Source organism: Kitasatospora sp. NPDC089913 (assembly GCF_044748625.1).
In the GTDB taxonomy this organism is placed as follows: Bacteria; Actinomycetota; Actinomycetes; order Streptomycetales; family Streptomycetaceae; genus Kitasatospora.
This window is the reverse complement of sequence record NZ_JBIVGI010000001.1, coordinates 288,793-301,600: the sequence shown is the minus strand read 5'-3', so window position 1 is coordinate 301,600 and position 12,808 is coordinate 288,793. Positions and strand designations below refer to the sequence as shown.

The window sequence follows — 12,808 nt, the reverse complement described above, 5'->3', positions numbered from 1 at the left end:
CCCGCCCCGGTCAGCCGTCAGTCACCGGCCCCGGGCGCGAAGTAGTCGCGGAGCATGACAGTCGTCCATTCGGCCTGGCGCTGCTCCCCACGAGGTCCCATCTCACCGAACCACGGCTTCACGTCCAGAACCGGCGTGCCGTCGACGACTGGCTTCGCCAGGCCGCAGCGGCCTAGATGATCGGCGGACGCCCCAGCTTGGTCATGCTCCACACCGTGTGCCAGCGCATCGGCCTGCGCCGACCGCACGGTGTGCGCCAGCCCTCGGCGAAGCCCGCGAACCACGCCTTCAGCCCTGCCACGTCCCGGCTCCGGGCGACGGTGAGCACCGTCCACACGCCGAGGTAGACCGGCACCAACAGGGCCGGGAGGTGGCGGCGAGCCAGGTACACGCGGTTGCGGGCGTTGACCCGGTAGAAGAAGGAGTGCCGGGTCGGGCTGGTGCGCGGGTGCTGAAGCAGAAGCTCGGGGACGTAGAGCACCCGCCAGCCGGCATCGAGCGCCCGCCAGGCCATGTCGGTCTCCTCGTGCGCGAAGAAGAAGGAGTCCGGCCAGTCGCCGACCTGCTCCAGCATCTTCGAGGACAGGGCGTGGCCGCCACCGAGGAAGCTGGTCACCTCACCACCGCGCATCGGATCGCCGGCCCGCAGCCGGGGAACGTGGCGACGTTGGGTGAGGCCGGTCTCGTCAGCGATGCGGAAGCTGACGATGCCCAGCTGGTGGTCGTCCTCGTACAGGGCGGTGATCCGGGCGAGGACGTCGTCGTCGACCAGCAGGCCGTCGTCGTCCAGGTCGATCACCACGTCCACGTCGCGCAGGTGGTCGAGCGCGACGTTGCGACCGCCGGTCACCCCGAGGTTGTACGCGAGCTCCACACCCTCCACCCCGGCGGGCAGTTCCGGCAGCACGCACCCGTTGCCGACCACCACGACCTTCGCAGCCTTGACCGTCTGCACCTCCACCGACACCAGCAGCTCAGCCAGTTCCTTCGGCCGCGTACCCATGGTCAGGACCGCCACGCCCAGCTTGACGCCCACCGAACCTCTTTCCTTCGAAGAACCAGAGATGACCTCACGAACGCCGAAGCCGCGTGGCAGGTCACTCCGTGAACTCACCGAGAACCGGAGCCTTCCCGCCCGTCGAGGTCCGCGGCATCGTCCGCTCCCCCACCACCCGGGGCTGGCGGCAGCCGGTGCACAGCTCCGCCGCTCCGCCGACGGGACGGCCGCACAGGCCGTCCCGTCCCGCGCACTCATGGCGCCTGGGGCGCGGCACCGCCAGCGGCTCCACCACCGCGCCACGGCCCATCGGCACGGGCGGCACCTTCGTCAGCCGCCCGCCGAGGATCGCCGCAACGCTGTGGGTCACCTTCCCCGGCAGCGGCGCGGCCAGGATGCCCATCAGCGCGTCCGCCGACCATCCGCCCGCCAACAGGCCCTCCACCCGCGCGGCCTGGTCCGCCAGCGGTTTGCCGGCCAGTGCCAACGCCGGCTCCCGGGAACCGAGTTCGATCAGCAGCCCCATCCCTTCCGTCATCCGGGGCGCTGTCGCCACCGGAAGGACGGAGGGTTCCTTCCGCCTCACCGTCCTTGCCCTCAAGGAGGGGCTTCCCGCCTTCCCGGCGCCGGACGGCCCGGCGGCCGGTGCCACGGGAACCGGTGGCAACGTGTGAACCGCCTTGTCCGCCAAGGGCACTTCATGCACGGAGACAGCCGTCGTGACCCGCCCCGTCAAGGGGTCGCGCACGGTCCGCCGCACGTAGTGCCCGGCCGCCTCCAGCTCCCGCAACGCCCGGGCCACCGTCGCCCGCCCCTCGACGCTCTTCGCGGCCAGCGTCCGAACATCCTCCCGAGCGCCGTTCGGCAGACTGAGGAGGTACCCGAGCAACCCGCGCGCCGCCCAACTGAGCGAGTGCTTCCGCACGACATGCCCGTTGTCGAGGATCGTGTACCCGGGCGCGTGCTTGGGGATACGATTGATCTGCATCTTGGAGGTCCGTCTCCTGGTGCCGTTCCCCGGGGTGTTGGCGCACCGCCGGGGCTTTCCTTTGCTGAACGCAATGATCACGCTAGTCCAGCGAACAGCCCCGGAAACCTCATCCCCATCACCCGATCGGGCGGCGCACGCGCACTCACCCCGGCGTACTCCAACGCCGAACAGCGCCCCCATGTGATGAACCGTCCAATGACACGATCCACCCTCGAACGCACGACGGCGCGCCCCGGACGCCGTTGCGTTGGGGGCGCGCCGTTCCGCGAACTGCCGGTCTCAGCCCTTCGGGCCGGCCGACTGCACCACGTCGAAGGACCACAGCGTGGAGCCGCTGGCGGCGGGCCGCTGCGGCGCGTCGCCGTCCTTGGCCGCCGGGCGGTGGGCGGCCTGCATCGGGCCGGCGAGCCAGGCCTGGAAGGACTCCTCGTCCCGCCAGCGGGTGTAGACCAGGTACTGGTCGGTGCCCTCGACCGGGCGGAGCAGCTCGAAGTACTCGAAGCCGTCCGAGTTCTCCACCGCACCGGCCCGCGCGCCGAAGCGCTGCTCCAGCACCTCGCGCTGCTCAGCCGGAACGGTCAGCACATTGATCTTGACGACGGACACGCCGTACCTCCTCAGGGTTGTTCCGGGAGGCAGTCTGCTACACCTCACACGATCCACGGCGGGGCGACCCGGTCCCCGGTCTCCGGGCTGACGGCCATGGACGGCGCCGGGGAGGCGACGACGGCGGTGAAGCCGTCGTCGGAGCGCAGCTGCCGGGGGAGGTCGGCGGGCAGGACGAGGGTGTCGCCGGCGGCGAGGGCGAGCTCCTCGCCGTCGAGGTCGACGACGGCGGTACCGGCGAGGAAGGTCCACACCTGCTCGGTGTCCATGGTGTGGCGCGGTCCGGAGCGGGCCGCCTGCATCTCGACCCGCCACAGCGCGAGGCCGGTGCCGCCCTGGGTGGGCGAGGCGTAGGTGGTCATGACGGCGTTGGGGGTCTCGGTACGGCGGGCGTCGGTGCTGCGGATGACGGACAAGAGGGGCTGTCTCCCTTAGGATGGACAATCAGGTTGTCTATATAGTCAATGAGGTTGTCGATCGTGTCAATGGATTCCGGGCAAGAGGCCTCGCCGGGCTACGAACTGCCACTGCGGCTGCTGTTCGCGTTCCGGCTGATCATCGACGAACTGCACGAGCGGATCGCCCGCGAGGGACACCCCGACCTCCGTCCGACGCACGGGTTCGTGTTCCAGGCGATCGGGCCGCACGGCACCACCGCCGTCGAGCTCGGGAAGCGCCTCGGAGTGTCCAAGCAGGCGGCCGGGAAGACCGTCGAGCAGCTGGAACGGCTCGGCTACGTCGAGCGCGGCAGCGACCCGGCGGACGCCCGCCGCAAGGTGGTCCGGCTGACGGCGCGCGGGGTGGACTTCCTGGTCCGGTCGGCCCGGATCTTCGAGGAGCTGCGCACGGAGTGGGCCGCACAGCTGGGCGGCGAGGAACAGCTGCGGGAGCTGGAGGACGCCCTGCGAACGCTCGCGCCCGGGGACCCGTTCCGGCTGGACACCCCGAGGTGGTTCGGAGCGCCGTAGGGACGGAGCGTCAGAACGAGCGCCCCTCACCGTGGTACGGGTGCTCGTCCTCGACCCGGTCGGGCCGGTCCCGCCGGTCCGCGCACAGCGTGGAGGCCAGCCGGGTGAGCAGTTCGGCCAGGTCGTCGAACTGCTTCTCGTCCCAGTCGCCGAGGAGTTCGGCGAGCTGCGCCCGCCGGGCCGCGACCAGCCGGACCGCCGCCGCCTCGCCCGGCTCGGTGAGCCGCAGCGGCAGGCCGCCGGTGCGGGCGGCCAGGCCCCGGCCCTCGACCTCGCGCACCGCCTCCTCGACCACCGAGAAGGGCACGATCCGGTGCTCCGCCAGCTCGGCGGGCTCCACCGAGCCGTGCTGGTGCATCTTGAGCAGCAGCCAGCTGGACGCCGGTTTCAGGTCCAGGCCGGCGCCGGCGGTGATCCGCCGGAACAGGTCGCGCCCCGCCTCCCGGGTGCCGAGGACGGACAGCGCCCGGCTGATCTCGTCCAGCGAGGAGCGCTCGACCGGGTTGAGGCCGATGGACTCGGAGAGGTCGGGGGCGGTCACGGTGGTGCGCAGCTTCTGCTCCCGCAGGAACAGCGAGAGCACGAAGGCGACCACCGCCACCGGCACCGCGTAGAGGAAGACCCGGGTGATCGACTCGGCGTAGGCGTGGTAGACCGCTTCCTGGGTGGCGGTGGGCAGCTGGGCGACGACCCGCGGGTCGGAGGTGATCGCCCCGGCGCTGAAGCCGGGCGGCAGCGCGACGCCGGCCAGGGCGTCGCCGAGCCGGTCGTTGAGCCCGGAGGCGAAGATCGTGCCGAAGACGGAGACCCCGAAGGAGGCGCCGATGGAGCGGAAGAAGGTGGCACCGGCGGTGGCGACACCGAGGTCCTGGTAGCCGACGGAGTTCTGCACGATCAGCACCAGCACCTGCATCACCAGGCCGAGGCCGAGGCCGAAGACCAGGAAGTAGCAGCTCATCTCGAAGGTGCTGCTGTGCTCGTCGAGCAGGGACAGCAGGAACAGGCCGACGACGGTGACGGCGGTGCCGGCGATCGGGAAGACCCGGTAGTGGCCGGTCCTGGCCACGATCTGACCGGAGCCGATCGAGGTGACCAGCATGCCGATCACCATCGGAAGCATGTGGATGCCGGACATCGTCGGCGAGACCCCCATGACCACCTGGAGGAAGGTCGGCAGATAGGTGAGCGCGCCGAACATCGCGAAGCCGACCACGAAGGAGATGACGGCCACCAGGCTGAAGGTCCGGGAGCGGAACAGCCGCAGCGGAAGGACCGGCTCCTCCGCGGTCCGCTCCACCTGGACGAACGCGACCAGCAGGACCAGGCCGAGCACTCCCAGGCCGATGATCTGCCAGGAACCCCACCCCCAGGTCGTCCCGCCGAGCGAGGTCATCAGCACCAGGCAGGTGGCCACCGAGGCGATCAGCACGGTGCCGGGGTAGTCGATCCGGTGCCGGCGCCGGACCTCCGACCCGTGCAGCACGGCGGCGATCACCACCAGGGCGACCACGCCGATCGGCAGGTTGATGTAGAACACCCAGCGCCAGCTGAGGTTGTCGACGAACAGGCCGCCGAGCAGCGGGCCGAGCACGCTGGTGACACCGAAGACGGCGCCGAAGACGCCCTGGTACTTCCCCCGGTCCCGGGGCGGCACGAGGTCCCCGACGATGGCCTGCGAGAGCACGATCAGACCGCCGCCGCCCAGGCCCTGGACGGCGCGGAAGGCGATCAGCTCCCCCATGTTCTGGGCGATGCCGCACAGCACCGAGCCCAGCAGGAAGATCACGATGGAGGCCTGGAAGAAGACCTTCCGGCCGTACATGTCGCCGAGCTTGCCCCACAGCGGGGTGGCCGCGGTCGAGGCGAGCATGTAGGCGGTGACCACCCAGGACAGGTGCTCCAGGCCGCCGAGGTCGCTGACGATGGTGGGCAGCGCAGTGGAGACGATGGTCTGGTCGAGCGCCGCGAGCAGCATGGCCAGCAGCAGGGCCCCGATCGGCACCCACAGGCTGCCCCCGGTGACCGGAGGCCGGACGGGCGCTCCCGCGGACCCCGGGACCGCCCCCTGTCCCGACATCGGCCCCGGCCCCTGCCCGGACCCCGGCTCCCCGTCCGGGCTCCGGTCGGACGCGGCGATCGGATCCGTCATGGCGTCTCCGTATCCCTCACAGGTCGGCAGATGATCACTCCAGGCCACCATGCTGTCAGAAATGCCCCGCTTCGCCCGGTTTGATTGGGCCGAACGTAAGCGCGAATGCCAGCAGGACCTTCACATCCGCACACCCACCGTTCACCGACCCCCAATCCCCACCAACCGCCACAAGGCCCCCACACCGGGCCGGACGCCCCTGTCCCCCCTCAGGGACGTCCTGCATAATCAGGCCCGTCCATGGCCTGAACACGAGTCCGACCGACCACGCGTCCGGGACCGCGAACCACCGCGAACGACCGAGAACCGAGGAGGGCCGGCCGATGCCGGACCAGCGCTGCCCGACGTGCGGCTCCGCACGATCCACCGGGTGCGGCTGCCTCCCGCCGGACCACGGCCTCGACGACACCGCCGTCCTGCCGCACCTGGAGGGCCCGCCACTGGTGCGCCCGTACGTGCCGCAGGCCGTCGACCAGGTGGCCGACCCGGCCTTCCCGGCCCACCTCGAAGCTCCCCCGGCACCGGGGGCGCCGACAGCCGACCCGTTCAGCACCACCGTGCTGCCCACGGTCGCCCCGCCGCCGGTCGCTCCCCCGCTGGGGCCGGACGCCGACGCCTACGCGACCACCGTGCTGCCCCCGGTCGCCACCGCCCCGCTCTTCCCCCCGCCCCCGCCCCCGGCCGGGGCCCACGACGCCCCCGCCGAGGACGAGCTCGGCGTCTTCCCGGTCGCCCCGGTCGCCCCCGGCACCGCGGCACCCACCGGTGGCCGGGCCGCGCGGCGCGCCGCCGAGCAGGAGAACGGCGGCGGGCCCGGCCGCCGCAAGGGGCTGCTGGTCGCGGCCGGCGCCGGCCTGCTGGCGCTCACCGTCGGCCTGGCCTACGCGGTCACCGGGTCCGCCGACCCGGACGACCGGGCCGCGCCCCCGCCCAGTACGACGATCGCCCCTGCCCCGGTGGCCCCGACCGCGCCGGCCGTGCCGAGCCCGAGCGCGCCACCGCCCACGAGCGACACCCCGACCCCCACACCGAGCCGGACGAGCGCCAAGCCCTCGCCGACCCGGTCGACCGCGAGCACCCCGCCCCCGAACGCCCCGAGCACCACCGCCGCCGTCCCGCCGCCGGCCCCGGCACCGGCGCCGACCACCGCCCCGTCCGGCCAGCCCCCGGCGCCGTCGAGCCCCGCCCCGACCCCCTCCGCACCCCCGGCCGCCACCCCGACGGCCACCGCGACGCCCACGCCGACCGCGACGCCGACGCCGACACCGACCCCCACGAACCGGGTGCTGCAGTACGGCATGCAGGGCGCCGACGTGCAGGGCATGCAGCAGAAGCTGGCCGTGGTGCTGTGCTGGATGGCGCCCGACATCCCCGTGAACGGCTACTACGACGGCGACACCGAGTACTACGTGTCGTACTTCCAGACCATTCAAGGCGTCCGTGGCGACAAGAAGGGCGTCTACGGGGCCAACACCCGGGCCGCCCTGGAGAAGCGCACCGGCTGCTGACCCCGGACCGTCCCCGGGCGGGCCGTCAGCCCGTGATCGCCTGGAAGATGCTGACCCCGGCCATCAGCACCATGATGCCCGCCGCCACCCGGATGATCATCTTCATCGGCACGTGCTTCAGCAGCTTCTGCCCGCCCAGGATCGCGATCCCCGCGACCGCGCACAGCGCCAGCCAGGCGCCCAGGCCCACGGCCAGCGGGTCGGCGTACTTGGCGGCCAGGTTGGCGGTCATGATCTGGGTCAGGTCGCCGAACTCGGCGATCGCCACGACCACGAAGCTGGCCCCGGCGACCTTCCAGAAGCTGTTCGCGGAGGGCTCCTTCGCGGCGTGCCCGTCCTCCTCGTCGCCCCCGCCGTGGAACAGCAGCATCGCCGCACCGGCCAGGAACAGCACACCGGTGACGCCCTCGACCCAGCGCTGCGGCAGCAGCGAGAGCAGTTGCCCGGCGACCAGGGCGATGCCCACCTGGAGGGCGAAGGCGGCGGCGATGCCGGCGAAGACGTAGCTCGCCCGGTACTTGGCGCCGAGCATCAGGCTGGCCAGGGCGGTCTTGTCGGGCAGTTCGGCCAGGAAGACGATGCCGAACGTGATCGCGGCGACGGTCAGACTCATCGGGGGTGGTGTCCCTCGGGTCGGGCTGCCGGACCGCGGGCAGCTCCGTCAGGGGTCGCTCCGGCCCGACAGCGCTGGTTGGAAGACACGCGGGACGCACGGACGCGCCCACGTTCACAGCACTGCGGCCGAAGGTCTCGCCGGCACGACGGACGAAGATCCGCGGTGCCCCGGGCGCCGGGCCCCGAGGGGCCAGTATGTCGACGGTCCGGTGGAGGGCTACTCCCCTTCAACTCGGCCAAGCCTACCCGATCACCGCTCCCGGCCGCCCGGCGCGGAGGCGGACGGGCCGCCGGCCCGGACCAGCCCCCGGCCGACCAGTTCCAGCACCACCACGACCGCCGTCGACTCCACCGCCAGCAGCGCCACCAGCACGAACAGCTGCACCGTGCCGGCCTGGACCGGCGAGGCCCCGCCGAGCAGCATGCCCACGAACGCCCCCGGCAACGTGACCAGGCCCACCGTCCGGGTCTGGTCGAGCGCCGGGACGAGCGAGGTGGCGGCGGCCGTCCGGCAGATCTCCATCCGGGCGTCCCGCTCCTCGAGGCCGAGCGCCAGCGCCGCCTCGACCTCGCCGTGCCGCTGGCGCAGCTCGTCCAGGGCCCGCCGCCCGGACAGCGAGGTGGCGGTGAGCGCGCCGCCGATCAGGATGCCGGCGACCGGGATGACCGACAGGCCCTTCGGCGGCAGCAGTCCGCTGCCGAGCAGCAGCACCAGCACCGGCAGCACCCCGGCACCGATCGGCGCGGCCGCCCACAGCCAGGCCCGCCCCCGGCCCGGGACCATCCGCCGTCCGGCGGTCCGCACCGCGACCGAGAACATCAGCAGCACGAACAGCGCCGACCACCACAGCGAGTCGACCACCCAGGCGATCACCAGCGCGACGACGGCGAGCTGGGCCACCGCGCGCAGCCCGGCCCGCAGCACCGCGCGCCCGTGCCCGAGCCGGCCCCACCCCGCCACCGCGACGGCGGCCAGCAGCAGCACCGCGGTGACCGCGCCCAGCGCCGGGGTCACCGGCAGCAGCTGCCCCCCACCGGCGGCCGACAGGACACCGGGCACCCGTCAGATCCAGGTGGTGAACCACATCCGGTCCTGCCAGGACGTCATCGGGATCACCTCCGCGGTGTACAGCGGGTAGAAGAAGGCGAAGCAGGCCATGATCGCGAGCACGACCAGCCCGGCCCCGGCCGCGCCGATCCGCCGCCGTTCGGGCGAGCAGCCCTCGGGGCCGAGCATCGCCCCCAGCATCTGCGCCACGGCCAGGCAGAGGAAGGGGACGAGCACCACCATGTAGAAGGAGAAGACCGTCCGCTCCTGGTACTGGAACCACGGCAGGTAGACGCCGGCCACCGCGCACAGCACCGCGCCGGAGCGCCAGTCCCGGCGGAAGGCCCACCGCCAGAGCAGGTAGACCAGGGCGAAGCAGGCCGTCCACCAGAGCAGCGGGGTGCCGAGGCCGAGGATCTGCGCCGCGCAGCCGCCGGACGCGGTGCAGCCGCGCTGGCCGGCCGGCACCTGCTCCCAGTACATCGAGACCGGCCGGCCCTGGACCAGCCAGCTGAACGGGTTGGACTGGTAGGTGTGCGGGCTGCTGAGACCGGTGTTGAAGTCGTACATCTGCGCGTGGTAGTGCCAGAGGCTGCGCAGCGGCGCGGGCACCCAGCTCATCGGGAGCTGCGGCAGCGGGACGCCGAGGAAACTGTCCGGGGAGAGCCCGGCCCGGTCGTCGGCCCAGTGCCGGTCGAAGCCGCCGCCGGTCGCGCCCTTGCCGCCGCCGGTGAACAGCCAGCCGGCCCAGCCGCCGACGTAGACCACGAACGCGGCGCCGACCGTGGCGAGGAAGGCGGGCGCGGCGTCCCGGCGGAGCATCGAGCGCCAGGGGCGGCGGGCGCCGGCCCAGCGGCGGCCGGACCGGTCCCACAGCACGGTGAGCACACCGAAGGCGGCCAGCACCATGACGCCGTTCCACTTGACCCCGGCGGCGGCGCCCAGGCAGACGCCGGCGGCGATCCGCCAGGGCCGCCACCCGAGCCGGACGGTGTCCCCGCCCCGGTCGGGGAGGACGGCGGCGAGCCGGTCCCGGGCGTGGTCGCGGTCGATCAGCAGCGCGCCGAAGGCGGCCAGGACGAAGAACATCTGGACGCCGTCGAGCAGGCCGACCCGGCTCATCACCAGTTGCAGGCCGTCCACGGCCATCAGCAGGGCGGCGGTGCAGCCGATCAGGGTGGAGCCGAAGAGCCGGCGGCCGATCCGGGCCAGCATCAGCACGGTGACGGTGCCGAGCAGCGCGGTCATGAACCGCCAGCCGAAGGGGTGCAGGCCGAAGGCCCACTCGCCGAGCGAGATCACCCACTTGCCGAGCGGCGGGTGGGCGATGAACTCGGGCGCCGAGGTGAGCGGGATCTGCTGCGGGACGGCGAGCACCTGCTCGTTCGCGTGCTCCGGCCAGGTGCCCTCGTAACCCTGTTGCAGCAGGGACCAGGCGTCCTTGGGGTAGTAGGTCTCGTCGAAGACGAAGGCGTTGGGGTGGCCGAGGTTCCAGAACCGCAGCAGACCGGCGAAGAGCGCCACCGTGATCGGCCCGAGCCAGTCCCAGCGGGCCGCCGCCAGGCGCGGCAGCCCTCGCCGCTCCGGTGCCGGGGCGGCGGGCTCCGTCGCGGCCGGTGGGTGGGTGAGCGCCGCTTGGGTCATGGTCTCGGTAGCCTCGCCGCTTCGCCGTTCTCGCCGGGTGCCGGCCCCGAGGGGGTCGGGCCGGACGGTCAACAGCCACCGACACTATGTGCCGGTGGGCGCGAAACCAAGCGCGACGGGCGCCGGACAGGTGACCTGTCGGGCGCCCGTCGCGGGGCGGTCGGGCGGCGCGGTCAGGCGGCGGCCTGCAGCTCCCGGACCGGCCGGGCCGGGGTGCGGACCGGGGTGGCGGGGGCCTGCTCGTCCCCGGCCGAGGGGGCCGCGTTGTCCTGGGCCGCGGTGAGGTGGGGCCGCAGGCGCAGCGCCAGGACCACGATCAGCACGGTGCAGCCGGCCATCGTCGCCAGGTAGAGCGGCCAGGTGCCGGAGCCGACCAGCAGCACGCCCACGGCGGGGCCGACGGCGATCGCGACCTGCTTCACCAGGGCGTAGCCGGAGTTGTAGGTACCGAGCAGCCGGGCCGGGGCGAGGTCCGCGACGATCGGGCCCATGGTCGGGGCGAGCAGCGACTCGCCGACGCCGAACAGGGCGTAGATCGAGACGATCGCGACCGTGGCGGCCATCGCCTCGGTCCGGACCAGACCGGCCACCAGGGCCATCGCCCAAGCGCCGAGCCAGACCACGCCGGCGGCGGCCATCGCGGTGGTGCGGCGGCGGCGGGCGGTGATCCGCACCATGAACATCTGCAGCACCACGATGGTCAGCGCGTTGGCGCCGATGGCGATGCCGAGGGTGGACGGGGCGGTGCCGACGGTGTCGGTGGCGAAGGCCGCGACGCCGGACTCGAACTGGCCGTAGCAGGTGAAGAAGATCAGCCCGGCGAGCACGCAGAGCCGGAGCATGGCCTTGTCGGCGACCAGGGCGCGCAGGCCCCGCGGGGCGTCGGCGCCGTCCTGGACGAGCACCGGCGCGGCCTTCGGGATCCGCGCGGTGCCGGTCACCAGGGCGAGGCCGAGGAAGGTCACCGCCTCGATGGTGAACAGCCGGGTCAGGCTGGCCGGGTCGGCGACGTCCACGATCTGCCCGCCGACCAGCGCGCCGATGCCCATGCCCAGGTTGATCAGGGTGAACTGGAGCGCGAAGGCGTGCGAACGGGTCGCGGCCGTGGAGCAGCGGACGATCATCGTGGCGAGCGCCGGCTGGCAGGTGGTGACACCCGCGCCGAACAGGAACGAGGAGACCAGCAGGGCCGGGGTGCCGGTGGCGTGCCCGAAGGCGAACGCGCCGGTGGCGGCCAGCGCGGCGCCGGCCAGCAGCACCGGGCGCGGGCCGTAGCGGTCGATGCCCCGGCCGGTGAACGGCAGCACGGCGAGCGCGGCCAGCGCGAAGACGGTGAACACCATCCCGGCGGCCAGGGAGCCCAGCCCGCGCACCTGGTCCACGTACACGAACATGTACGGCATCGTGAACCCGCTGCCGAACGCGCTGAGCGCGTTCCCGATCTGGACGCGGCGCAGCGGGCCGCCCGCTCCACGTCGCTGCTGCCTCTGCTGCTTCACCGTGCCGGTCACCGTGCACACCCCTTCCTGTGGACTCCGCCCGTCGGGGCTTCGTCGGTTTTCACTGGATACTCTTAAGCCCGGAAGACTTAAGAGCTAAAGTTTGACCCTAAAGTCTTAGCACCGGAAGAGTGTGGAGTCAAAGTCTTAAGGAGTGCACCCCGCATGCGACACTGGTCCGCATGACTGCAGAGAAGCCCGCGCCGGCCACCGCCCGCGAGCTGGGCATCGCCGAGCAGGTGGCGCTCTACCAGCGGGAGTTCCCCACCGTGGACCCCCAGGTCGAGACCATCGTGCAGACCCTCTCCCGGGTCGCCCGGCGGATGACCGTCGCCTACGACCGGCAGCTCACTGTGCTGGGAATCACGGCCGCGGAGTGGGAGGTGCTCAAGGCGCTGGTGGTGTCCGGCAGCCCGTACCGGCTCGGGCCGGGCGAGCTGGCGAAGCGGCTCGGGCTGACCCCGGCCGCGATGACCCACCGGGTCGACCGGATGGTGGCCGAGGGCCTGGTCACCCGGGACCGGGACGAGGCCAACCGGGTCCGGGTGATCATCGAGCTGACCGACCTCGGCCGGGACAAGTGGCTGGAGTCGATGCGGATGGCCGCCGTCTTCGAGGAGGAGCTGCTCCAGGACGTCGTCGGCGAGGACCGCGCGGTGCTCGCCGGGATGCTGGCCCGGATGCTGCGGCGGATCGAGGAGAGCCGGCCGGACACCCCGGGGCGCACCGCCGACCAGGACTGACCCTCGCCCGGGCACGAAAGACGTCCGGGCACCGAAAGAC

General features: G+C 72.8%; 12 protein-coding genes. 3 read left to right on the top strand and 9 right to left on the bottom strand.

From position 1 onward, the window contains the following. Positions 1-172: 172 nt before the first annotated feature. The 4 genes from ACIPYS_RS01390 to ACIPYS_RS01375 all read right to left on the bottom strand — a co-directional run bounded on the left by ACIPYS_RS01390 (position 173) and on the right by ACIPYS_RS01375 (position 3,010). Positions 173-1,003, bottom strand: coding sequence for a glycosyltransferase family 2 protein (locus tag ACIPYS_RS01390; RefSeq protein ID WP_400742819.1), 831 nt, complete (start codon positions 1,001-1,003; stop codon positions 173-175). A 94-nt stretch (positions 1,004-1,097) separates the two neighbouring features. Next, a complete protein-coding gene (locus ACIPYS_RS01385; protein WP_400741744.1) occupies positions 1,098-2,066 on the bottom strand; it encodes a helix-turn-helix domain-containing protein in 969 nt (322 codons plus the stop codon). Positions 2,067-2,267: 201 nt separating this feature from the next. Further along, a complete protein-coding gene (locus ACIPYS_RS01380) occupies positions 2,268-2,594 on the bottom strand; it encodes an antibiotic biosynthesis monooxygenase family protein (protein ID WP_400741741.1) in 327 nt (108 codons plus the stop codon). A 44-nt stretch (positions 2,595-2,638) separates the two neighbouring features. Then, positions 2,639-3,010 carry a cupin domain-containing protein gene (locus ACIPYS_RS01375; RefSeq protein WP_400741738.1) on the bottom strand — a complete coding sequence of 124 codons (372 nt, stop codon included), beginning with the start codon at positions 3,008-3,010 and terminating at the stop codon, positions 2,639-2,641. Between the two features lie 69 nt (positions 3,011-3,079). Between ACIPYS_RS01375 and ACIPYS_RS01370 the strand changes: the two genes are divergently transcribed. Next, positions 3,080-3,562: a MarR family winged helix-turn-helix transcriptional regulator gene (locus tag ACIPYS_RS01370; protein WP_400741736.1), complete on the top strand. Its 483-nt coding sequence runs from the start codon at positions 3,080-3,082 to the stop codon at positions 3,560-3,562. A gap of 10 nt (positions 3,563-3,572) precedes the next feature. Here ACIPYS_RS01370 and ACIPYS_RS01365 read toward each other — a convergent pair whose 3' ends face one another. Next, a complete protein-coding gene (locus ACIPYS_RS01365) occupies positions 3,573-5,711 on the bottom strand; it encodes an MDR family MFS transporter (protein WP_400741732.1) in 2,139 nt (712 codons plus the stop codon). A gap of 323 nt (positions 5,712-6,034) precedes the next feature. Here ACIPYS_RS01365 and ACIPYS_RS01360 point away from each other — a divergent pair, with 323 nt between their 5' ends. Then, positions 6,035-7,219 (top strand): peptidoglycan-binding protein, encoded by a 1,185-nt coding sequence (locus ACIPYS_RS01360; RefSeq protein ID WP_400741729.1) that lies wholly within the window; start codon positions 6,035-6,037, stop codon positions 7,217-7,219. Positions 7,220-7,244: 25 nt separating this feature from the next. Here the strand turns inward: ACIPYS_RS01360 and ACIPYS_RS01355 are convergent, their stop codons facing one another. The 4 genes from ACIPYS_RS01355 to ACIPYS_RS01340 form a co-directional block, all read right to left on the bottom strand. Next, positions 7,245-7,832 carry a TMEM165/GDT1 family protein gene (locus ACIPYS_RS01355; RefSeq protein ID WP_093862223.1) on the bottom strand — a complete coding sequence of 196 codons (588 nt, stop codon included), beginning with the start codon at positions 7,830-7,832 and terminating at the stop codon, positions 7,245-7,247. Positions 7,833-8,084: 252 nt separating this feature from the next. Then, on the bottom strand, positions 8,085-8,894 hold the full coding sequence (locus tag ACIPYS_RS01350; RefSeq protein WP_400741724.1) for an ABC transporter permease: 810 nt from the start codon (positions 8,892-8,894) through the stop codon (positions 8,085-8,087). A gap of 3 nt (positions 8,895-8,897) precedes the next feature. Continuing rightward, positions 8,898-10,526 carry a dolichyl-phosphate-mannose--protein mannosyltransferase gene (locus ACIPYS_RS01345; protein ID WP_093862222.1) on the bottom strand — a complete coding sequence of 543 codons (1,629 nt, stop codon included), beginning with the start codon at positions 10,524-10,526 and terminating at the stop codon, positions 8,898-8,900. A 173-nt stretch (positions 10,527-10,699) separates the two neighbouring features. Beyond that, positions 10,700-12,037, bottom strand: a complete 1,338-nt coding sequence (locus tag ACIPYS_RS01340; protein WP_400741721.1) for an MFS transporter — start codon at positions 12,035-12,037, stop codon at positions 10,700-10,702. 170 nt (positions 12,038-12,207) lie between these two features. Between ACIPYS_RS01340 and ACIPYS_RS01335 the strand changes: the two genes are divergently transcribed. Further along, entirely contained in the window at positions 12,208-12,768 is a 561-nt protein-coding gene (locus tag ACIPYS_RS01335; protein WP_093862221.1) for a MarR family winged helix-turn-helix transcriptional regulator, read from the top strand. The last annotated feature ends 40 nt before the right edge of the window (positions 12,769-12,808 follow it).